This window comes from Paraburkholderia sp. J11-2 (assembly GCF_905220185.1).
Lineage (GTDB): Bacteria > Pseudomonadota > Gammaproteobacteria > Burkholderiales > Burkholderiaceae > Paraburkholderia.
In genome coordinates, this window is the sequence record NZ_CAJMYY010000015.1 from 164,331 (window position 1) to 185,252 (window position 20,922).

Annotated in this window: 19 protein-coding genes, 1 tRNA gene and 1 pseudogene; 6 read left to right on the forward strand and 15 right to left on the reverse strand. The window is 62.0% G+C overall.

Annotated features, from left to right (window positions below):
* Positions 1 to 96: 96 nt before the first annotated feature.
* Both miaA and mutL read right to left on the reverse strand, forming a co-directional pair.
* A complete protein-coding gene (gene miaA / locus U5A57_RS22010) occupies positions 97 to 1,077 on the reverse strand; it encodes a tRNA (adenosine(37)-N6)-dimethylallyltransferase MiaA (protein WP_321913773.1) in 981 nt (326 codons plus the stop codon).
* The gene (mutL, locus tag U5A57_RS22015; protein WP_321913774.1) at positions 1,074 to 3,224 is read right to left on the reverse strand and encodes a DNA mismatch repair endonuclease MutL; all 2,151 of its coding nucleotides are present in this window, start codon (positions 3,222 to 3,224) and stop codon (positions 1,074 to 1,076) included. Before mutL ends, miaA begins: the two co-directional genes overlap by 4 nt.
* A 224-nt stretch (positions 3,225 to 3,448) precedes the next feature.
* On the opposite strand from mutL, the gene U5A57_RS22020 reads away from it, so the two are divergent.
* Positions 3,449 to 4,135, forward strand: a complete 687-nt coding sequence (locus tag U5A57_RS22020) for a DedA family protein (RefSeq protein ID WP_321913775.1) — start codon at positions 3,449 to 3,451, stop codon at positions 4,133 to 4,135.
* A 95-nt stretch (positions 4,136 to 4,230) separates the two neighbouring features.
* Here the strand turns inward: U5A57_RS22020 and U5A57_RS22025 are convergent, their stop codons facing one another.
* Positions 4,231 to 5,046, reverse strand: coding sequence for a mechanosensitive ion channel family protein (locus U5A57_RS22025; protein WP_321913776.1), 816 nt, complete (start codon positions 5,044 to 5,046; stop codon positions 4,231 to 4,233).
* Positions 5,047 to 5,333: 287 nt separating this feature from the next.
* On the opposite strand from U5A57_RS22025, the pseudogene U5A57_RS22030 reads away from it, so the two are divergent.
* A pseudogene (locus U5A57_RS22030) lies at positions 5,334 to 5,954 on the forward strand (ParB-like protein); the annotation flags it as partial.
* Between the two features lie 102 nt (positions 5,955 to 6,056).
* Here the strand turns inward: U5A57_RS22030 and U5A57_RS22035 are convergent.
* Positions 6,057 to 6,437 (reverse strand): hypothetical protein, encoded by a 381-nt coding sequence (locus tag U5A57_RS22035; RefSeq protein ID WP_321913777.1) that lies wholly within the window; start codon positions 6,435 to 6,437, stop codon positions 6,057 to 6,059.
* A gap of 334 nt (positions 6,438 to 6,771) precedes the next feature.
* The gene (locus U5A57_RS22040) at positions 6,772 to 7,701 is read right to left on the reverse strand and encodes a LysR family transcriptional regulator (protein WP_321913778.1); all 930 of its coding nucleotides are present in this window, start codon (positions 7,699 to 7,701) and stop codon (positions 6,772 to 6,774) included.
* A 112-nt stretch (positions 7,702 to 7,813) separates the two neighbouring features.
* Here U5A57_RS22040 and U5A57_RS22045 point away from each other — a divergent pair, with 112 nt between their 5' ends.
* The 3 genes from U5A57_RS22045 (at position 7,814) to U5A57_RS22055 (ending at position 9,677) form a co-directional block, all read left to right on the forward strand.
* Entirely contained in the window at positions 7,814 to 8,383 is a 570-nt protein-coding gene (locus tag U5A57_RS22045) for a cytochrome b (RefSeq protein ID WP_321913779.1), read from the forward strand.
* Between the two features lie 61 nt (positions 8,384 to 8,444).
* A complete protein-coding gene (locus tag U5A57_RS22050) occupies positions 8,445 to 9,032 on the forward strand; it encodes a YceI family protein (protein WP_321913780.1) in 588 nt (195 codons plus the stop codon).
* A 54-nt stretch (positions 9,033 to 9,086) separates the two neighbouring features.
* Positions 9,087 to 9,677 (forward strand): YceI family protein, encoded by a 591-nt coding sequence (locus U5A57_RS22055; protein WP_321913781.1) that lies wholly within the window; start codon positions 9,087 to 9,089, stop codon positions 9,675 to 9,677.
* A gap of 106 nt (positions 9,678 to 9,783) precedes the next feature.
* Here the strand turns inward: U5A57_RS22055 and U5A57_RS22060 are convergent, their stop codons facing one another.
* From U5A57_RS22060 to U5A57_RS22070, 3 genes are all read right to left on the reverse strand, one after another.
* On the reverse strand, positions 9,784 to 10,230 hold the full coding sequence (locus U5A57_RS22060) for a BspC domain-containing protein (RefSeq protein ID WP_321913782.1): 447 nt from the start codon (positions 10,228 to 10,230) through the stop codon (positions 9,784 to 9,786).
* Positions 10,231 to 10,754: 524 nt separating this feature from the next.
* Positions 10,755 to 11,630: a hypothetical protein gene (locus U5A57_RS22065; RefSeq protein WP_321913783.1), complete on the reverse strand. Its 876-nt coding sequence runs from the start codon at positions 11,628 to 11,630 to the stop codon at positions 10,755 to 10,757.
* Positions 11,627 to 14,263, reverse strand: a complete 2,637-nt coding sequence (locus U5A57_RS22070) for a glycoside hydrolase family 19 protein (protein WP_321913784.1) — start codon at positions 14,261 to 14,263, stop codon at positions 11,627 to 11,629. Before U5A57_RS22070 ends, U5A57_RS22065 begins: the two co-directional genes overlap by 4 nt.
* A gap of 389 nt (positions 14,264 to 14,652) precedes the next feature.
* Between U5A57_RS22070 and U5A57_RS22075 the strand changes: the two genes are divergently transcribed.
* Positions 14,653 to 15,489, forward strand: a complete 837-nt coding sequence (locus U5A57_RS22075) for a hypothetical protein (RefSeq protein ID WP_321913785.1) — start codon at positions 14,653 to 14,655, stop codon at positions 15,487 to 15,489.
* A gap of 166 nt (positions 15,490 to 15,655) precedes the next feature.
* On the opposite strand, the gene U5A57_RS22080 is transcribed toward U5A57_RS22075, so the two are convergent.
* The 7 genes from U5A57_RS22080 to tolQ all read right to left on the reverse strand — a co-directional run bounded on the left by U5A57_RS22080 (position 15,656) and on the right by tolQ (position 20,803).
* Positions 15,656 to 15,731: transfer RNA gene (locus U5A57_RS22080), tRNA-Lys, on the reverse strand.
* Positions 15,732 to 15,919: 188 nt separating this feature from the next.
* Positions 15,920 to 16,669, reverse strand: coding sequence for a tol-pal system protein YbgF (gene ybgF, locus U5A57_RS22085; RefSeq protein WP_321913786.1), 750 nt, complete (start codon positions 16,667 to 16,669; stop codon positions 15,920 to 15,922).
* A gap of 23 nt (positions 16,670 to 16,692) precedes the next feature.
* Positions 16,693 to 17,199: a peptidoglycan-associated lipoprotein Pal gene (gene pal, locus U5A57_RS22090; RefSeq protein WP_042266217.1), complete on the reverse strand. Its 507-nt coding sequence runs from the start codon at positions 17,197 to 17,199 to the stop codon at positions 16,693 to 16,695.
* Between the two features lie 18 nt (positions 17,200 to 17,217).
* Positions 17,218 to 18,510, reverse strand: a complete 1,293-nt coding sequence (gene tolB, locus U5A57_RS22095; protein WP_321913787.1) for a Tol-Pal system beta propeller repeat protein TolB — start codon at positions 18,508 to 18,510, stop codon at positions 17,218 to 17,220.
* Between the two features lie 146 nt (positions 18,511 to 18,656).
* The gene (tolA, locus tag U5A57_RS22100) at positions 18,657 to 19,658 is read right to left on the reverse strand and encodes a cell envelope integrity protein TolA (protein ID WP_321913788.1); all 1,002 of its coding nucleotides are present in this window, start codon (positions 19,656 to 19,658) and stop codon (positions 18,657 to 18,659) included.
* Positions 19,655 to 20,101, reverse strand: a complete 447-nt coding sequence (tolR, locus tag U5A57_RS22105; protein ID WP_158758513.1) for a protein TolR — start codon at positions 20,099 to 20,101, stop codon at positions 19,655 to 19,657. The genes tolA and tolR overlap by 4 nt, the downstream gene beginning before the upstream one ends.
* Positions 20,102 to 20,125: 24 nt before the next feature.
* The gene (gene tolQ, locus U5A57_RS22110) at positions 20,126 to 20,803 is read right to left on the reverse strand and encodes a protein TolQ (protein WP_028205324.1); all 678 of its coding nucleotides are present in this window, start codon (positions 20,801 to 20,803) and stop codon (positions 20,126 to 20,128) included.
* Positions 20,804 to 20,922 lie beyond the last annotated feature (119 nt).

The window sequence follows — 20,922 nt, forward strand, 5'->3', positions numbered from 1 at the left end:
GCGCGGTCGTCGAACGCGCGTCGAGTGAACGTGGGTGGGGATGTTGTGGCGCACAAGGCGCCGGGGAATCGATGGCGGGAAAATGGGCCGGCGGTCTCAGCCGCCAATCCGCTCCACCGCCGCAACGGCCTGTGCGGTCGCGTCTTGCGCGCAGCAATCCACGACGATGCGCTCCGGCATCGCGCGCAGCCACGTGAGCTGGCGCTTGCAGAGCTGGCGCGTGGCGAATACGCCCTTGTCGCGCATGGTGTCGTAATCCACCTCGCCGTCGAGGTATTCCCACACCTGGCGGTAGCCCACGCAGCGCATGGACGGCAGGGTGGGATTCAGGTCGCCGCGCGCGCGCAGCGCCTTCACCTCGTCGATGAGGCCGCCCGCGAGCATCGCATCGAAACGCGCTTCGATGCGCGCGTGCAGCACGCCGCGATCGGACGGTTCGAGCGCAACCGGCACGAAGCGATAGCGCGCGGCTTCATCTTCGCGCGTGGACGGCGTGGCGAGCAGCACCGACATCGGCTGCCCGCTCAGCATGAAAATTTCGAGCGCGCGCTGAATGCGCTGCGAGTCGTTCGGCGCGAGGCGCGCCGCAGTGGCCGGATCGACCTGAGCGAGACGGGCATGCATGGCGGGCCAGCCGTCGCGTGCGGCTTCGGCGTCGAGTTGCGCGCGCACGGCGGGATCGGCCGAGGGCAGGTCGTTCAGGCCTTGCGTGAGCGCCTTGTAATACAGCATCGTGCCGCCCACGAGCAGCGGCACGTTCCCGCGCGCAACGATTTCGCCCGTCACGCGCAGTGCGTCGGCGCGAAAGTCGGCGGCGGAATACGCATCCAGCGGATCGACGATATCGATCAGATGATGCACGGCGGCCGCCCGCTCCTCGGTGGTCGGCTTCGCGGTGCCGATGTCCATCTCGCGGTACACGAGCGCGGAATCGACGCTGACGATCTCCACTGTGCGCCCGCGCGCCGCCGACTGCGCGGCATACGCAAGCGCGGCCGCCGTCTTGCCCGAGGCCGTGGGACCGAGCAGGCAAGCGACGGGCAACGCTTCAGCGGCTGGTTTCGTGGACTGCGTCATTGACCGCGCATGAAGAGCCGATCGAGATCGGCGAGCGTGAGCTGGTACCAGGTCGGTCGGCCGTGGTTGCACTGGTCGGCGCGCTCGGTCGTTTCCATCTGGCGCAGCAGCGCGTTCATCTCGTCGAGCGTGAGACGCCGGTTCGCGCGCACCGCGTGATGGCAGGCGAGCGTGCCGAGCATCTCGTGCTGGCGCTCGGTGAGCACGCGCGAGCCGCCGTACTCGTGCAGATCGGCGAGCACGGCGCGCGCGAGCGCCTGGAGATCGGCGTCCTTGAGGAGTGCGGGCACCGCGCGGATCGCGATCGACGTGGGCGAGAGCACGGCGAGGTCGAAGCCCAGCGCCTCGAGCGTCGCCTTTTCTTCCTCGACAGTGCCCGTTTCGACGGGATCGGCCGTCATCGAGATCGGGATCAGCAAGGGCTGCACGGCGAGCGAGCGCTCGGCAAGGGCCTGCTTGAACTGCTCGTAAAGAATGCGCTCGTGTGCGGCGTGCATGTCGACGATCACGAGGCCGCGCGCGTTTTGCGCGAGCACGTAAATGCCGTGCACCTGGCCGAGCGCGAAGCCGAGCGGATGGTCCTCGCCCGCTTCGAACGCGGCGTGCGGTGCGCCGGCGGCGAAGGCGTCGGCTGCGCCGTCTTGCGCCTGCGGCACGGTCGAGCCCTGCGCCGTGCCCGCGCCGACGTCCTTGCGGCCGAACAACGCGTCATACAGCGCGAGCGGCTGCGCGACCGGCAGGCTGCCTTGCGTCATGCGCGACTGGCGCAGCCAGGTGTTGCCGCTGCTCGCGTTGGCGCCGCCTGCGTTTGAAGCCCCAAAGCCGGAAGCGCGCGAGAGCGGGCTACCCGCGCCGCCGCCGAAGCTGCTCGCCACGCTTGCGGTGCCGAACTTGCCGTCCGTGCCGAAGCCGCCCGTAGCGCCGGGCGCTGCGCCTGCGCGCGGGTAATCGGACGCGCCCGAAGCCAGCCCGACCGAGGCGCCCAGCACCCCGGCGCCCGGCAACGCGCGCGGCTCGATGAGCGCGGCCGCGTGGCCGCCCGAGGTCGTTTCGGGCGAGGCGCCCGCGTGGCGCGCAAGCGCGCGCTGCACGGCGTGGAACACGAACTGGTGAATCGAGCGCGAATCGCGAAAACGCACCTCGATCTTCGAGGGATGCACGTTCACGTCGACGGCTTCGGGCGGCAGGTCGAGGAACAGCACGTACGACGGATAGCGCTCGCCGTGCAGCACGTCCTCGTAGGCCGCGCGCACGGCGTGCGTGAGCAGCTTGTCGCGCACGAAGCGGCCGTTCACAAAGAAGTACTGCTGGTCGGCGCGGTTGCGGCTCGCCGTGGGCAGGCCCGCGCAGCCGTACACGGCGAGCGGCCCGGCGCGCTCGTCGAGCGGCAGGTGCGCCGTGGCAAAGACTTCGCCGAGAATCTTCGAAACGCGCGTGGCGGGATCGCTCGCGTTCCAGTGCTCGACCGCGCGGCCGTTGTGCAGCACCGAGATCGCGACGTCCGGGCGCGCGAGCGCGCTGCGGCGGATCATCTCGAGGCAATGGCCCAGTTCGGTCTGCTCGCTCTTCAGGAACTTGCGGCGCGCGGGCGTATTGAAGTACAGCTCGCGCACCTCGATGGTCGTGCCCTGACCGCCCGCAGCCGGCGAGATCGCGCCCGTGTGGCCCTCGATCTTCACGGCGTGCGGCGCGTCGGCGCTGCGGCTCGTAATCGACATTTCGGCCACCGAGGCGATCGACGCCAGCGCTTCGCCGCGAAACCCGAGCGTGGCGACGCTTTCCAGTTCGGCGAGCGAGCGGATCTTGCTCGTGGCATGGCGCATGAGCGCGAGCGGCAACTCGGCTTCGGGAATGCCGCAGCCGTCGTCGGCGATGGAAATGCGCTTCACACCGCCTTCGTCGAGCAGGATGCGCAGGGTGCTCGCCCCGGCGTCGAGCGCGTTTTCCAGCAGTTCCTTGACGACGGAGGCGGGCCGCTCGACCACTTCGCCCGCGGCGATCTGGCTGATGAGCTGATCGGGCAGCGCCTGGATCGCGCGCGCGGGCTGCGCGGCGCGCGACGCAACGGCGGCGTCGGTCGTGCTGGCAGCGTGGGCGGCGTTGGCGGAATCCGGCGCGGCGCCGGTGGGTTCGGAATTCGAAGACATGCGCGCAATTATAGCGAGTCGGCGCGGCGCCACCTGGCGCGCATCTGCACCCCTAAAAACCGCCATCTAGCAGCGCTTTGTGCGCGAAATCACCGAAATTGGCGGGAATTTTTCGTGACGGCCAGGCACTTTCGGTATCATGGCGCGGTCAATTTTGCTTCTCGCGCAACACAGGGCGAACGCGCTTTTTCAGGCGCGCGGCCCACGATCAATAAGGGACACTTTTGGATACGCTTCTGCAGTTCGTCAATCTTGTCTTGCACATCGACAAGTTTCTCGGTGTCTTCATCCAGCAATACGGCGGCTGGGTCTACGCGGTGCTGTTCCTGATCGTGTTCTGCGAAACCGGGCTCGTGGTGCTGCCGTTCCTGCCAGGCGACTCGCTGCTCTTCATCGGCGGCGCGTTTGCCGCTACGCACGAGATGAATCTCGGCCTGCTGATCGTGCTGCTGCTCGTGGCGGCGGTCCTTGGCAATACGGTCAACTATCTGATCGGGCGCGCCATCGGGCCGAAGGTGTTCAATACGCATATTCCCGTGCTCGAACGCTTCCTCGATCGCGCCGCACTGCAGAAAACGCACGAATTCTACGAGCGCCACGGCGGCAAGACGATCGTGCTCGCGCGTTTCATTCCTGTCGTGCGTACCTTCGCGCCGTTCGTGGCGGGCGTGTCGCAAATGAGCATGCGACGGTTTCAGTTCTTCACGATCACGGGTGCGCTGTTCTGGGTGTTGCTGCTCGTGCTGCTCGGCTACTTCTTCGGCAACATTCCGTTCATTCGCCAGTATCTGAACGTGATCGTGCTCGTCGGCATTGGCGCTGCGATCGTGCCGATCCTGCTTGGCGGCCTGTGGAAGATGCTGCGCAAGAACTCGCGCGGCGGCGCCGTGCGCAAGCCCAACGGCGGTTGAGCGCCAGGCGCCACCAGGCTGCAACGCAATAAAAAACGGCATCGCCTGCGAAGGCGATGCCGTTTTGCTTTGGCGGGCGCGTCGAACGCGGTGGGCTAGGTGCCCACGCGGCGAATGATCGAAGGCGTTTCGGGGGTGGGGTAGCCCGCGTCCTTGAAGGTCTCGACGATCGCGCGGTTGGTGTCGAAGTAGACCTGCCAGTAGGTGTCGTTGCTCGTGTAGGGCCGCACGGCCAGCAGCGGCCCTTCGGGCGTGAACGAGAGAATCTCGACATCGGGCGCCGGTTCCTGCGCAACGTTCGGAATTTTCGCGATGGCGGCGCGCAGGCGGTTGGCGGCATCGACGGGATCGACACCGTTGGCGATCTTCGCGGTCAGCTCGACGCGGCGCAAGGGCGTCGCGCTGTAGTTCGAGATGGTGTCCGAGAAGATCTTGTTGTTGCCGACGATGTTGACCACGTTGTCCGGCGAGATGATGGTCGTGCCGAAAATGCCGAGTTCCTTCACGGTGCCCGTCACGCCGCCGGCCGTCACGAAGTCGCCCACCTTGAACGGCCGCAGCACCTGCATGAACACGCCCGCCGCGAAATGCGCGAGCAGGCCGCCCCACGCCGTGCCGATGGCGAGGCCAAGACCGGCGAGGAGCGCCGCGAACGAGGTGGTCTGCACGCCGAACACCTGGAGGATCGCGAGGACCAGCAGCAGGTTCAGGACGGCGGCGAGGATTGAACTGAGGTAATGCGCGAGCGTGGGATCGACCCGCTCGTTGCGCGCGAGCACCTTGCGCAGCAAACCGGCGACGAGGTTGATGGCCCAGCGCCCGATGATCCACAGGGCGATCGCCGCGACGACCTTGGTCCCGAAGTCGATGCCCCGGGTCATGATGAATACGCGGATGGTTTCGAGATCCAAAATGCCCTCGCTTGTGCCGTGGAATTGCCGTTGATCGAGCCGGAAAAGACGTGCAACCGACAGTGGCGGGGAGCGCGGCGCGTGCCGTGGCTGGCGCCGTCTGTCCCTCGGAGCATTTATAGGCGAACTGTAAAAAGCGCGCATCCAACGTGCCCAGCGGCTTGAAGGGTTGACCCCGCGCACGAAGCGCGAAGCGCGCGTTCAATCGATGCGGCGTGCATGGCCGTTCGGCTGTATCGTTGCGCGATCGACACCGACACTGACCCGCACCAAAAAGGAGGCCCGCCATGAACCTTCAGAACACCGATCTCCATCTCATCACCGTAAAGCTCGACGAGCTTCGCCCCACGCAGATCACGGTGGGCTTTCGGGAGGTGAACGCCAAACGCGCGCACTGGCAGGCGCTCGACAAGAAAGGCCGCGCGGCGGCCATCGACTCGCACTGGTTTCCCGCCGTGCTCGGGCCGAAGTCGCGCTACTACGTGGTCGATCACCACCACCTCGGCCGCGCGTGGCTCGAAGAATCGGTGGAGAGCGTGCGGGTGACGGTGCTCAAGGATCTCTCGTGGCTCGAGCCCACCATCTTCTGGCGCATGATGGAGCACAACCAATGGGTGCATCCGTTCAATGCCTCGGGCGAGCGCTGCGAATTCGAACAGTTGCCCAAGCAGCTCCTGGGTCTCGCGGACGATCCGTATCGCAGCCTCGCGGGCGAGTTGCGCACGTCGGGCGGCTACGCGAAGGACACGACACCGTTCAGCGAATTCCTGTGGGCCGACTATCTGCGCCGTAAGGTATCCGAAACGCGCTTGCGCAAAGACTTCGACGCGGCGCTCGCCGACGCGCTTTCGCACGCGCACGATCCCGAAGCGCGTTACTTGCCGGGCTGGTCGGGGGTGGTGCCTGCCGCGGCGGCTGGCGTGCCGGCGGGGGCGACTGGGAAGGCGCCCAAGGTGGCGAAGGCGGATAAGGCCGCAAAGGTCAAGAAGAGCTGACGCGGGCGGCGCGCCTTACATCGGCAGCGTCGATTTGCTGTAGGGAGACGTTTCGATTGCCTGCGCGCCGGCTGGTCCGCTGTGCGCCTGGCGTGCGTCCTGCCGGCGCGCATGCCGCACGAGCAGCAGTGCCATCAACGCGGCGAGCGCGTAGGCGAAGGCGCGCTCGGGGTAGGTCTCGCTCGGGTTGTGCGCTTGCCACGGCCCACCGGCACTGGCGAACACGAGGAAGGTGACCGCCGTGTCGAACGCGAGTGCAATCGCCATCAAGCCGACGAAGATGCGCGTGCCATTGAGCGTGAGATCGGGCCGCGCGCAGACAACGAGCCAGCAACCCACGCGCACGGCGAAGAGCAAGGCGAGATTCCAGAGCAGAAAGCAGATGAAGTTGACCATGATGCGAAGTGACCGGGCGCGTGACGCAAAGCTCGCGCTGGGTGTTCGGGGCGTGCGGCGGTGCGCATGCCCACGCTCCCGGCGAGCGGTGGCGCGATCCTGGCATGGAGGTCCATCTCGATAAATGCGGGCAGACGAAGGTCGATGGCGCGAAGTCAGCGCCCGTCGTCGCGCGAGCCCGGCGCGATGCGGCTCGCGAGGGTTTGTGAAGCATTGTCAGGCGTGCGCGGGGTTGCGTTCTTGCAACTCGCAGGCGCATCGCTGAGGCGCCGTTGGGCCGACGATGGCCCGAAGTTGGCCCGAAGTTGGCCCGCGGTTGGCCCGCAGTGAGCTTTCAGCGCGCGTCGGGAAGTGCCGCTTGCGGCGGCGTGCCTTGGGTGAGGTAGTGGCAGAGCCATTCGCTGGCGGGGCCGCGTGCGGCGTCGGTGCGATGGATCAGCGAGATGTTGTAGCTCACCGAGCGCCGGTCCGCGAGCGCGACGCGCACGAGCCGCCCGGCTTCGAGGTCGGCTTCCACCAAATGCTTCGGCATCGACCCCCAGCCTAGGCCCGCGAGCAGCAGCCGGTGCTTGGCGCCGAGGTCGCCGAGCTTCCATGCGCGATTGCTGTACACGCCGAAGTTCTGGCCTTCGGTGAGGCGGCTTCGGTCGGTGAGCACCAGCTGCGTGTGCTCGCGCGCATCCGAAATACGCACGGGATGCTCCGCCTTGGCGAGCGGATGGCAGGGTGCGGCCACGAGCACGAGTTCCACGGTGCCGATGGACTGCGCCTCGATCACATGCGGCCAGTTGTGGTTCGGCCCGCTGATGCCGACCGCGCAATCGCCGTCGAGCACGAGCTTGAGCACGCCGCCAAGCGCCTCCATGGTGAGATTCAGTGCGACGGTGGGAAACGTGAACGCGAACGCCTGCAGCGCTTCGACGAGCCGCTGCGACGGAAACATCACGTCGACGGCCAGCGAAACCTCGCCTTCCAGTCCCCTCTGCAGGCCGGCCGCCTTGGCGTTAAGCTGACCCATGAGCAGATCGAGGCGGCGCGCGTCGGCGAGGATCGCGCGGCCCGCGGCCGTGAGTTCCGGCTTGCGCTTGCCGCGCTCGAACAGTGCGACGCCCAGCAGCGCCTCGAGATTGGCGATCGTATAGCTGACCACCGACTGGGCGCGGTCGAGCTGGCGCGCCGCCGCCGAGAAGCTGCCGGTTTCCGCCACGGCGATCAGCGCGCGAAGCTGCTCGAGACTAGGGGAGCGGTCCGAGGTGCGGTCCACGAGATACGGTCCTTTTCGATCTATCGAAAAAGTGGATGATAACCATCCATTTTAGACGATTGTTTGAATAGGTTTGGCCGGGTAAAGTGCACACCTCGAATATTGGAGTCGTATGCCGATGAACCCTTCCGTCAAGCCCGCCGGCCGCTATAGCGGCTTTGCCATGCTGCTGCACTGGCTGATCGCTGCGCTGATCGTCTGGGGCTTTGCGCTCGGCTGGGTCATGACCGACATTCCCGGCATCACGCCCACGAAGCTGCGCTACTTCTCGTGGCACAAGTGGATTGGCGTGACCGTGCTCGCACTTGTGCTCGTGCGCATTCTCTGGCGCGTCACGCATGCCGCCCCCGCGCTGCCCGGCTCCATGCATGGCTGGGAAAGGCTCGCCGCGCATCTCGGCCACACCGCGCTCTACGTGCTGATGGTTGCGATCCCGGTGACGGGGTACCTGTATAGCTCGGCGGCAGGCATTCAGGTCGTGTACCTCGGCATCTGGCCGCTGCCCGTGCTGATCGACCCCGACACCGCGCTCAAGGGTGTGCTGCGCATCGTGCATATCGCGCTGAACTACACCTTGCTCACCGTGGTCGTGCTGCATGTGCTCGCCGTGATCAAGCACCAGTTGATCGACCGCCAGAACATCCTCTCGCGCATGCTGCCGTTCGGCACGCCGCGCGACTGACCTTGCGGCGCGTGCGCGCCGAATCCATTTTCCGATGCCTCCCACCTTGGACCGACAGCCCATGATCCAACGTCTTGCCCATACCGCTTCCGTCGTCGCGCTCGGCGCGGCGCTCGCCGCCGGCGCGACTTTCGCCACGACTTTCGCCACCAGCGCCAACGCCGCGGCCGAAGCCGCCAAGAACTCCGTCACCGCCGTGTTCAAGCAGATGAACGTGCCGGTCGAAGGTCGCTTCAATCACTTCACCGCGGACGTGCGCTTCGATCCGGCGAACGTCGCGGCATCGAGCGCGAAGCTCGACGTCGAAGTGTCGAGCTTCGACATCGGCGCGCCGGAATACAACAAGGAAGTCGCCGGCGACGAGTGGTTCGACGCCTCGCATTTCCCGCACGCGACCTTCGTCTCCACGCAAATCAAGCCGGGCGCGAACGGCGCGTTCACGGTGGCCGGCAAGCTGACCATCAAGGGCAAGACGACCGACGTCGTCGTGCCGGTGCAATACCGCAAGGACGGCGCCAACCAGGTGTTCGACGGCGCGCTGCCCATCAAGCGCCTCGCGTACGGCATCGGCTCGGGCGAGTGGAAGGACACCTCGATCGTCGCCGACGACGTGCAGATCAAATTTCACATCGTGTCCGCCGCGCACTGACGCGCGAGCGGCATCATTTTTTCATCCAGTTTCTCTCGCACCAGGAATCGATTCATGAAGACCACGATTTTCGCCGCGGCCGTTGCCGCCTCGCTCGCCGCTTTCGTCGCCACGCCCGCGCTCGCGGCCACGACGACCTACAACATCGACCCGATGCACACGTATCCGAGCTTCGAAGCCGATCACTTCGGCGGCGTCTCGGTGTGGCGCGGCAAGTTCACGAAGAGCGCGGGCACGGTCACGATCGACCGTGCGGCGAAGACGGGCACGGTGGACGTGACGATCGACGCATCGTCGATCGATACGGGCAACTCGCAGCTCGACAAGCATGTGAGCTCGGCCGAATTCCTCGACACCGCCAAGTACCCGACGGCCACCTACAAGGGCACGTCGATTCGCTTCGACGGCGACAAGCCCGTGGAAGTGATCGGCACGTTCACGCTGCACGGCGTGACGAAGCCGCTGAACCTGAAGATCGACTCGTTCAAGTGCTTCCAGAACCCGATGCTCAAGCGTGAAGTGTGCGGCGCAGACGCATCGGCGCAATTCGACCGCGCGGATTACGGCGTGAACTGGGGCCAGTCGTATGGCTTCAAGACGGCAACGACGCTGCAGATCCAGGTGGAAGGCGTCAAGGCAGACTGAGTTGGCGCGCGGCATGGGCCGCGCCTCGCTCGATGCGAAAAAGCCCGTGCGTTGTTGGCGCACGGGCCTTTTTGTTGCATGCAGCGATAAGGATGACGAAGTATCGTCAGTGGATGGGCGACGTTGCATGCGTGCTGCGCGGCGACAGTGCGACATCGACGACGTGCGAATGCCAGATACCGCAGGTGGCCTTCACGGGGACCCAGGCGTACTTGCCGCGTACCTTGGCGAAGGCGTGCAGGTGGATCAACGTGTCGACGGATGTGACAGGCGTGAGCGCATCGCTTGCGGCGGGTGCGGGCGTGACATTGCCGGGCGCGGGCTGCTCGATCTTCGCCGAGAGCGCGCGGCGGTCGGGCACGAGCAGCGAATCGTAGCGCTGCGCCTTGCGCACCCACTGATCGAGCGCGGAGACGCAATTGACGACGGCGTCCGGCACGCGAATGCGGCGCAGGTATTCGTAGTCTTCGGGTTGCGGTTGGACTTGCGCATGAACGCGCAGACTGAGCCAGAAAAGCGCGAGCAGGGCGCAGGCAAGGGTCGTGAACTTCATGAGGACGTGGCCTGTGCAGCAGGGGATGGGACGGCGAGGGAGGGGGGAGTATACATGCTGGGCCGGTGGCCGCGCGCTGAGGCTCTCAAGGCCAGTTGCCTGCGAATTGCCATGCGCTGCAAAGCAAAAAGCCCAGTCCGGAGACTGGGCTTTTCGTTTGATTCTTTGGTAGGCCGTACGGGATTCGAACCTGTGACCAACGGATTAAAAGGACGGCGGGCAGGGATTCTGCCGAGTTCTGCGAATTTCTGGAAAGTCTTATATAACAAGAACTTGTGGTGTATCGTGTGATGAATGACATCCCGGGAAGCTCGTCCGCGTTGTGTAACTTTCTCGGCGCGATTACACAAGAATTGCACAGAAAAATGCGTGCACTTTCGCGTTCCGGTCGGACCTTGCAGCCCGATGATGCGAGCGCGTGTGTTGCGACACCACACAGAGTCGCGTTGCTTCGACGGTTTAGGTCACCAAGCTTCAGCGCGATCAATTCGAAACCTGCTTGCGCCAGATACGGACAATGTATGTCAGCGACAGTAGCCTATATCCTCACAGCGGAGCCATTTTTCTGTTCTTCGACCATGCGACGACACATAGTCCGCGAGCCAATATCGGCCATCGGCTGATTTTTTGACCAAACTCACCGCATCCCCTTTTATGAGGTACGTTCTATCGATGGTCGACGCAATAGGGGCGTTAAAAAAATACGCTCTATCGTTAATGACGGTTTTTTCATTTGATATGACAGAAGTTTCGGCGTCGTTATCACCCGGATCAATCACTTTTTTGAGTTTCTGTAGCAAAACTGAGTCGTCAATTATTTCTTTATTTTTGCAGAGAGACGATAAAATGAAATCTTCTTCCGACGTCAAAAATTTCCCTTGACCAAGAAATAGCAACGTCACCGCGGAATACGAATTTAACGATTCCGACAACGCGGGAGGGTTGAATTTTACGATTTGTTTTATTAAATGATTGATTTTATTTCTCGTTAGATCTTTGTTTGGCTGTACGTCGATATTTTCAATTTTCCCAAGATGGAGGGTCGTTCGAACAGTGCCAATTGAGAATAATATTCCATTGATTGGGATTACATAGTTATACGTGACACTTCCTTCCATTCCACCTGAATTAGTGATGATTGACAGGAAACCCATATCACTTGCGTTTACCGTAGGAAGGTCGTCCGAAACGTATGTATACCACAATAAATTATTTTCTCCGTTGATCGCCAGCCGTACGGTCACCGCGCTGACCCGCATTCCATCTGAATTACTGCTCTCCGAAATGGAGTATTCGCCACTGTACTTCTGCCCAGTGAAAAATATCCCGCTCATCGGTTCTGCCCATGTGGCGTTAGATGCAATGAAAATCCCAATAGCGAGCGGGAGTAAAAATTTCATTGCGAGGTCAAATTTTCTTTTTTTTTTGCATCAACTGCCTCCACAGCTTCGTTAACGCGCTTCGTATGAGTTTTGTTGAAATTGGTTCCGTGCAGCGAGCTTTTTTCCATCAGATAGTCATTGAATATAAGCCCAGGATTCGTTGTGCATCGTTCTGCCTTAAGCACTTTTGCCAATTTGTTCAAAACAACAAATCGCTCGCCTACATGATTGAATCCACCATTAACCGCAACCGTGATTGCATAAAAATCATTGTGATCTGCTTTTGGGTTGATATCTCCCCAATGACTTCCATGTCTCCAGTACCAGCACGCAGAGTGTGTGGTGTGATCAATACTGTCGCTGACTTGGTCCGGGTTGGTTCCGATGGTTGTATCTCCGATATAATTTCCGTAGGCGATGTAGTTTGTATCATGAGTGAGCTGAATTAAGCCACGACCGTGGAAATTTGACCCCCCATGATAGTTATTCCAACCTGAAGGGATTGACCCATCTTTATTGCGATATTCTTCGTTCGTTCTGAGTTCATCACATTCATGAGACATTTGGGAAAGAAAGTGCACCTTCCTGACGCATGTCATCATGTCGTTTTCGCGCATGTACTTATTCAGCAGTTCAAGAAATTTACCTTTATCAAATCCATGGACCGACTGATCGTGAGCAGCATGAAACAGCCCCTCGGACTTGACGTCTAGTGGCAAGAGTAAATCCAGCTCTTCCTCAGTAATGTCTTTATTGCAGGAGCAGGTTTGCAGGAAATTCCCCACCAATCCAACCGGATTGATGTGATAAACATCCGGCCCCGGAAAACCCGCCACCCCGGCCCCCACCTCGTCCCACCACGCGAGCTTCGCGATGCGCTTCTTTTCCTCCTCGTGTTCGGGCTTCGGCCCGGTGCGTTGCTCGAGTGCGCTGACCAGTTCCTGCCACTTCGCAGGATTCGCCCATTCACTTGCGTGCTTCGCAATGAGGCGTGACGCCCGAAAGGCGGTCCACGGAAATCCGTCACCCTGTGTGTCCTGCCCCAAAGCGCAGAGGTCGTCCGCTGCGCGAGCGCCGTCACCGGTTGGATACAGGACACGGTAGAGAGCAGCCATGAGTGGACTCAGCTTGCCCAGTGAACCCACACCGGGCGTATCGCCGCCGAGCGCATAGTCCACATAGTCACCCGTGCTCGCGAAAATGGTGTGCGCCGGATCGTGGCCTTCGTCGTGGCACTCGAAATCGATCCAGTCCTGCGAGAACTCGCGGGTCACACGCCCCCCCGCAAAGTTCTGCTCACGCACCCACCCTGTTATGGGATTGCGTTGCATATCCGCGCTGTCTATTTTCCACCAGTGCAGTTTCTGTCCGTCACTGCCAGGCGCTGTCTCGGTGAACAGGTGCGCGGTGTCTTGCGGCAGCGCGGCGAACCCATAGGTCTGGACTACATCGGTTTGCTTTGCATCCTGCCCCTGCCGCCCGTGATCGTGAAAGAGCGTGGTCCCACGATCAATGCGGAGAATCGTCGGGTCCGCGGACAAGCCCAACTGACGCCATTGGGTCGCGTTCGCGCAGTTCGCGTTGACCCAGGCGCGTCCGTCTTTGATGAACTTCCTGATACCCTCGTCGCAGAACACCTCAATGTGCGCCATCCGTGTTCCAGTTGTGCGCCGGTCCAGTGAGTCATAGCGGCCAAGGTGGCCCATCAGATCGCCCGCCTTGACGGGAATGCCGCCCGTGCCCTGCGGATCGCCCGGACTGCACATCTGGCTTGCTGTGACGATTACCCGGTCGAAGATCGAATCCGGCATCTTCTCTTGCGCGACTGGTCCCCCATTCTGTGCGCCCAGGTAAATCCAGCCGGAAATCACCGCAGATGGCGCGACGTAGCCGCCCGCTACCGGTGCGTACGGCGTTGCTCCGTTCAGGTCCGTCAGTTGCCCCCACGTTGCGCCGTGCACCGTTTGCGTCTTTCCAATACTGACGCTCGCCCCCTGCGGCAGGATGCCGAGGACGGAACCGTTGGGCTTCCTGCGCACGTTGAGGCCGACTTGGGAGGGTGCTGCGGCCTGACCAGCAGGACCCGGTTGGGGCTTGTCCTGTGCGTACTGCGTAATCTTCCACTGACGCGACCAGTACGCCGGTTTCTCCCGCTTCGGGAAATTGCTGTCGTAGTCAGTGTTGGACATCAGGTGCATGTACAGGCTGTAGAAGGTCAGCTTCGTGCCGTGCGGAAACTCCATCTCGTGGCGCACCAGGGCGAAGCCCGTACTGTAGGGAGCCCGGAACGGCGTGTTACTGCCATCCGCTGCCAGTTCACTGACCGGGTAGTCCCGGTTCGCGCGCCAGGCGACCAGCATGCCGTCCGCAATACACCGCAATCCGGCGTCAAGGTCCAGCGCTTGCCCCGCGCCGCCCTCCGTGACGTGAACGCCGCCGTGCCACATGCCCTTGCGGCTGACGAGATATGAGCCAGACGACTCACTATCGGCTAGCAACTGGTGAATATGATGCTCGTCAGCGAACTGCGCAGTAGTTGCGGACTTCCCGTGGCCCTTGCGGAGAAACGGAAAGGCGAACGGCAGCAGCCTCAGTTTTGCCGTAGCAGGTTGGGGGGAATTCGGTGGATGGGATGGCGCGGGTTTGGTCATGGGGTTTGGCTTAGTCCGGGTTATGCCAGCAATACTTTTGTCCTCTGGGCCATTCTCCGTACAGTTCCAGGGAAGTGCAATTTCGTTGCGCGCGCAATTAACATACGTTGACGAAAAGCAGTCGGAAGTCGATCGACTTCGTCGGAAAACCTCCGACCGAGATCAAGTGTGTCGAGACAGGCGTTCGCACGGGCCTCTAAAAAGAGTACAGACGAGGGTATTGACGCCCGTGCTAGTGTTCCTCGAAAGTCGTAAGTCGCATGGACCTCGGACTCCATCGCTAGAGTGATCGAGAATGGTTGAAACGCGAGAAAGAAAGGCGTTCTGAGATTGCCGTCTTTGTCGATTTTTAGTAACCGAGCAATTCGTAGGTAACGCTGGAGCCTTCTTTGAGCACGCAAATCTTACGGGAATATCTTGGCCGGTCAGTAGCGCTGTGGAAGCGGCCATTAGTGGACCCGAAAGCGTTAAACGCGCTTAAGTATTCCACGCCCTTGCATCCTGAACACTATCTGCTTTTTGCCGAAAAGGACTTGCGGCTTGGTGGGCCGCGTGGTCTTGTGAACAGTCTCGCAAATTCAAAAAGAGCGATCGACTGTCAGATTTTTGGGTTACTGCACGCGCTTGCGTTGCCCGAGCCGCGCAACTTTCCAGAGCGGCTCGATAAGCTTAAAGAGTTGGGCCTATTGGCTCCGCGAGTGGTTAGAAAGATCGCGCAACTACGAAACGTCTTGGAGCATCGGTACTACAAGCCAACGGTGACAGAAGCGGAAGAGGCGCTAGACATTGCCAGTCTTTTCCTCGGGACTTTGCGCCCGTATTTTGTCGGTGGCTCGTACATGGAGACGGTGTGGCTGGCCGACGAAGCCTCTGTGAACCCCAGGGGCGAAATAATACGCACCCGCACACACACCACTTGGAGTCATGCAAACGAACCGCGTTTCACGTATGCGCGAGGAATTTTGATCTCGTTCGAGTCAGGGGCGAAGTCCATAGAACTCGCTCTCGTTCACGACAATGTCGAAACTGCTTGTGTTCACCTCTGGCCAAGCGACAAAAGCTACGTGGAGCTTCAGGGCCTTTTGTTGCGGGCGGCTCTCGAAAATATCTCATATTCGATAACCGGTGCTCGCCGCTTTCTGAAGGTTCTTGAATTGGCAACGGCGCATGCAGACCCAAACGTCGAGTGGAGGATGGACGAGGCGGTTGCTGGCTTCGGCGCATGAAGCGACGCCGCTCCAGTCATCGCTCCGGTGGGAGTGGGCAGTGGGGCAAGGGCCCGCGTGAATCGCCTACGTCGCAAATCGATCGATTTTGCCTACACAGTGCCTATGTGGACCCACAAAGCAAATAGCCCAGCCGGTTAGGGCTGGGCTACGTGCTTGAAACTAATGGTAGGCCGTACGGGATTCGAACCTGTGACCAACGGATTAAAAGTCCGCTGCTCTACCAGCTGAGCTAACGACCCAAAAGAGAAGCGGGATTATAGCGGCGTATGGTCGATGCGTCAACTACTGCGCCACGAAACCAAAGAAAAGTGCAAAGGAAAAGGCCCGGAGCACGCCGTGCCCCGGGCCTTCCTTGTACGCGAGAGGCGCATTTCGCGGCATCGGCAATACGCCAGTGCCACATCACGCCAAAACCAGCCAGCAGCGCTTATTTGAGCTGTGAAAGCTTGCTCTGCGCCGTCTGGGCGACATCCGAGTTGCCGTATTGCGAAACGACCTGCTCGAGCGTGCGCTTGGCTGCAGCCTTTTGCCCCTGCTCGATCTGATTGTTCGCAATGGCCAGCAGCGCCTCCGGCGCGCGCGGATGCTGCGGGTACTTGCTGACGACGTTCTGCCACGTCGCGGTCGACCCCTTGTAGTCCCTCAGCGCATAGAGCGCGTTGCCGAGCCAGTACTGCGCGGTCGGCTGGTAAGGACTCTGCGGGAACTTCGCGATGAAGCTGCGAAACGATGCTGCCGCGTTCTTGAAGTCGCCGTTGCGGAACTGCTGCGAAGCGGCGTTGAACGCTTCCATTTCACCCGGCTGAACCGTGCCTTGCACGCCGTCCACGGTCTCCTGCTGCGGCTCGAACTTCTTGAGTCGCGTGTCGAGATCCGTGTAGTAGTCCTTCTGTTGCTTCTGCAGGGTTGCCAACTGGTTCGCCATGTCCTCGTTCTGTCCGCGCAACGTGGCGACCTGCTGGTTGAGCTGGTCGAGTCGGTTGGACTGGTCGAGGATCGTGCGTTGAGCGGCGGACAGCTGGTTGGACAAGCTGTCCGTTTTCGCGCGCAGGTCGAGAATCGCCTGGCGCGCCTGATCGTCATCGAAGATACCCGCGTGAGCCGGCAGCGCCGCAAAGGCGACGCCAGCCACGCAGGCGGCTGCGGCTACGCGCAGCGGGGAGAAACGGTGCGACATACGCCCCTTCATCCAATGCTCAATTACTGTTGATACACGAGGTCAGCACGGCGGTTTTGCGCCCACGATGCTTCGTCGTGGCCCGTTGCGACCGGCTTTTCCTTACCGAGGCTGACAGCTTCCATTTGCGAGTCGGGCACGCCCATCAGCGAGAGGGCGCGACGGACTGCTTCAGCACGCTTTTGACCCAGCGCCAGGTTGTATTCGCTCGTGCCGCGCTCGTCGGTGTTGCCCTGGATCAGGACGTGACGTTCCGGGTGCGTCTTGAGGTACTGTGCGTGAGCTTGCAGCAGCGACTGGTAGTCGTCCTTGACGGCGTAGCTGTCGAAATCGAAGTACACGCTGCGCTTGGCGAGCGGGCTGTTCGGGTTGTTCAGCTCATCGACGTTCACCTGGGCGACCGCGTTCGGGTTCGGCTGGGTGTTCATCGCGCCTGCGTTCGGGTTCGTTTCCTTGACACCCGACTTACACGCTGCCAGGGCACCGATCATCAAAACGGCCAAGGCCAGGCGTACTTTCTTCGACATCATTTTTGCTCTCCTGAAGTGTTATTGCATAAAAGGACCCCAGGACGGCTCGCGTACGCTGCCGCCCTGAACGGACAGGATTTGCCGCGTACGACCGTCGGTCGATACAGCAGCCAGCACGCCACGGCCGTTCACCTGTGTGGCGTAAAGAATGTACTGACCGTTCGCCGCGAAGCTGGGCGATTCGTCATGTGTCGTGTCAGTGAGCGCCGTGGCGACACCGGACTGCAGATCTTGAATGTACAGCTTAAATCCGCCACCCGTGCGTGAGATGTACGCCAGTTGCTTGCCGTCCGGGCTGACCTTCGGGCTCGTATTGTAGTTGCCGGTGAACGTCACACGCTGTGCCGCTCCGGTGCTTTCGCCCTGGGCCGGCATCCTGTAAATCTGAGGCTGGCCGCCGCGGTCGCTCGTGAAATAAATCGAGCGTCCGTCAGGAGAGAAGTTGGGTTCGGTGTCGATCGTCGTGCCTTGCGTGAGGCGGTGCAGGCCGGAGCCGTCGGCATTGACGGCGAAGATCTGCGTGTTGCCCGTGCGCGACAGTGCTACCGCGAGCGTGCGGCCATCGGGAGACCATGCCGGCGCCGAATTGTTGCCCTTCTGGTCCGAAATGATTACGCGGCGACCCGTAGGCAGGTCATGCACGTAGACGATCGGCTTCTTCTTTTCGAAAGAGACGTAAGCGACCTTGGTGCCGTCGGGCGACCAGGCCGGCGAGATGATCGGCTCGGGGCTCGAGAGCGCGATGTGCGCGTCTTGTCCATCGGAGTCCGAAACCTGCAGTTGGAAGCGGCCGCCCGTTTTGATGACGTACGAAAGACGCGTGGCGAACACGCCGCGGTCGCCGAGCAGCTTTTGATAGATGTAGTCCGAAACCTTGTGCGCGCTCATGCGCAGGCCGCTTGCGGGGCTCGTGAGCACGAGGCCGCCGAGGCTTTCGCCCTTCACGGTGTCGTAGAGCTTGAAGCGAACTTCGTACTGGCCGTTGGCGAGCTTGTTCACGCTGCCCGCCACGAACGCATTGGCGCCCTTGGCCTTCCAGCTGCCGAGGTCGACGGAGTCGTTTTCCGAAATCGGCGCGCTGCCGGCGTCGATGTTGGTGAATTTCCCGCTGCGTTGCAGGTCGGCGCGCACGATGGCCGCGACCTGTTCGGGCGAATTCGCTTCACCGGCAAAATTAGCCGTGGCGATCGGGAACTGGGTGGAGCCCACGCCGGTGACGAGGACGTTGAGTTGTGCGTTCGCCGCGCCGCCCGCCGTGATCAGGCAGGACGCGACGAGGGTCCGCAGGCCAAGCTTCGTCATCAATGTCATGCTGTGATATTTCCTGAAAAAAGCAATTTTGTCATACCGCGCAACAGCAGACTGACCCGAGATTGTTCGAATCGTTCCTTGTTCCGCTGCTTGTTCTGCTGTTGCGCGCCGGCTTTCCTCAACCTTTCTGTGATTTGCGCTCGCTGTTAGCCCGCCGGGCGCAAGGTGATCTTGAAGCTCGAAGGCGCCTTGCCGTCGGTATCGACAGGCATCGGATCCGAGCGCTGGACCGCTCGTAGCGCGGCGTCATCCCACGACGAGTTGCCGCTGCTACGCTGTATCTGCGCGGAAAGCAGCGTGCCAGTCGGCGAGCAACGCACCGCAACAACCGTCTCCAGTCCTGACGTCTCGCCGGACCAGATGATGTTCGGACGCACGCGCCGCTGCACCTTCTCTGCATAGCCCGCCGACGTCGCATTCCCGCCCGAACCGCTGCCGGTGCCGCTCTTCGCGAGACCATTGCCGCTCGTGCCTTCGCCGCCGCCCATCGAGCCTTGCATCTGCGCGATGCGGGCGCGGCGATCTGCGTCAAGCTTCTTCGCGTTGGCATCGGCTTGAGCCTTCGCCTTGGCCGCCTTCTCGGCGTCGGCCTTTTTCTGCGCGTCGAGCTTCGCCTGCTTCTGCTGCTCTTCTTCCTGCTGCTGCTTCTTGAGCGCGTCTTGCTGCTGTTGCTGCTGCTTTTGCTTCTCTGCCGCGGCTTGCTGTTGTTGCTGCTGCTGCTTGAGCTTTTCCGCCTTTTGCTGCGCGGCGAGCTGCGCAGCCTGCTGGGCCGCGAGCTGCTGCTGGCGTTTCGCGTCGGCTTCCTGCTGTGCTTTCAGACGCTGCTGCTCGGCCAGTTGCGCCTCGCGCTGCGCTTCCTGCTGCTTACGCTTTTGCTGTTGCAGCGCGATGTCGGCGTCCTCGGTTTGCGGCGGCGGCGGGGCAGGGGCGACCGGCGCGGGCGGCGGCAGCGGCTTCGGAGCCGACAGGTCCGGCACTTCGGTCCACAGTTCCGCCTCTTCACCCGCCGGCGTGCTGTTCTGCCAGTGGATGCCGTGATAGAGGAACAGACCGAGCAGCGCGTGCATGATCACCGCGAGGGCGATAGCACGTCCCGTGCCACGCTCGCGCGGAGGCTGCAGCGGATACGAATCTTTCTTCCGGGTCATTGCGATTTGACGAGCAGTCCGACACGTTTGACGCCGTGCGACTTCAGGTCGGACATCACGTTCATCACCGTCTCGTATTTGACGGACTTGTCGGCGGCGATCACGACGGGCTGGTCCGGATGGCTCTGCTCGCGATCGGCGACGAAGCCGTTGAGATCGGCGCGCGTCATGGTTTCCTGCTGCGTGGCGCCGGAGTCATCCTTGTAGCGTACGCTCAGATTGCCGTCGGGGCGAATGTTGACCACGACGGGCGGCACCTGCTGCTGCTGCGACGCGCCGCCGACGGTCGGCAGATTGACGATGGACGGCGCCACGAGCGGCGCGGTCACCATGAAGATCACGAGCAACACCAGCATCACGTCGATGTACGGCACGACGTTGATGTCGGCCATCGCACGGCGCGAGCGGCTGCCTCGCATGCTCGAACGGACTGAGCCTCCCATCTTCGACTCCTTGCTTCGTGACGATTAGTGGGCCTGACGCTGCAGGATGTTCGAAAACTCTTCGATGAAGGTTTCGAAGCGGATCGCCAGACGGTCGATGTCGTGTGCGTAGCTGTTGTACGCGACCACCGCCGGAATGGCGGCGAACAGACCGATCGCGGTCGCCGTCAGCGCTTCGGCAATGCCGGGCGCCACGTTCGCGAGCGTGGCCTGCTGCACGTTGGCGAGGCCGCGGAACGCGTTCATGATCCCCCAGACCGTGCCGAAAAGACCGATGTACGGACTGACCGAGCCGACCGAGGCGAGGAACGAGAGATTCGCCTCGAGCGCGTCCATCTCGCGCTGGAAGGCGGCGCGCATCGCGCGGCGGGCGCCGTCGAGCACGAGGCTCGGATCATTCAGGCGCTTTTCTTTCGCCTTCAGAAATTCGCGCATGCCCGACTCGAAGATACGCTCGAGCGCGCCGATCGTGTGGCGGTTGTTGGCTGCGCTCTGATAGAGCGCCTGCAGGTCGCCGCCTGACCAGAAGTCGCGCTCGAAGCGCTCTGTCTGGGAGCGCGCCCGGCGGATCGCAAACCACTTGCGGAAGATGAAGGTCCAGGAAATCAGCGACATGAGCAGAAGAAGCCCCATCACCGCCTGTGCCAGTATGCTCGCATTAAGAACGAGAGAAATGATCGACAGATCTTGTGTAGTGTTCATATAGGTTCGTTGTGACGTCCCGAAAGGGGCGAGCGGCTGCAAGACAACGCAAGGCTTCCTGTAGGCGGTTGGGAAGCTCTCGCGCCGTCGCGGCCGAACCCTGCTTGGTCCTGCATTGA